This is a genomic window from Frankia sp. Mgl5, assembly GCF_023242985.1.
GTDB lineage: Bacteria > Actinomycetota > Actinomycetes > Frankiales > Frankiaceae > Parafrankia > Parafrankia soli.
Genome location: NZ_JALKFY010000115.1, coordinates 1 through 275, shown reverse-complemented (window position 1 = coordinate 275; position 275 = coordinate 1). Strand labels below are relative to the sequence as shown.

The window sequence follows — 275 nt, the reverse complement described above, 5'->3', positions numbered from 1 at the left end:
CTGCAGTTGTCCTTTATGCTCCAAAATGGTGAGCATATCGGCGAGCGCCTGGCAAGGATGAAACTGATCGGTCAATCCGTTAATAATCGGGATGGAGGCATGGTGAGCCAGCTCTTCCACATAGGAATGCGCGTGGGTGCGAATCATGATCGCGTCAACGTAACGGGAGAGCACTTTGGCGGTATCGCTAATCGGCTCGCCGCGGCCGATCTGCAACTCCTTGTCGCTGAGAAACATGCCCATGCCGCCTAGCTGGTACATTCCCACCTCAAAAG

The 275-nt window shown here is 54.5% G+C and carries 1 pseudogene; it reads right to left on the bottom strand.

The features are described from left to right. Positions 1 to 275 (bottom strand): annotated as a pseudogene (locus tag MXD62_RS08610) (ornithine carbamoyltransferase); the annotation flags it as partial.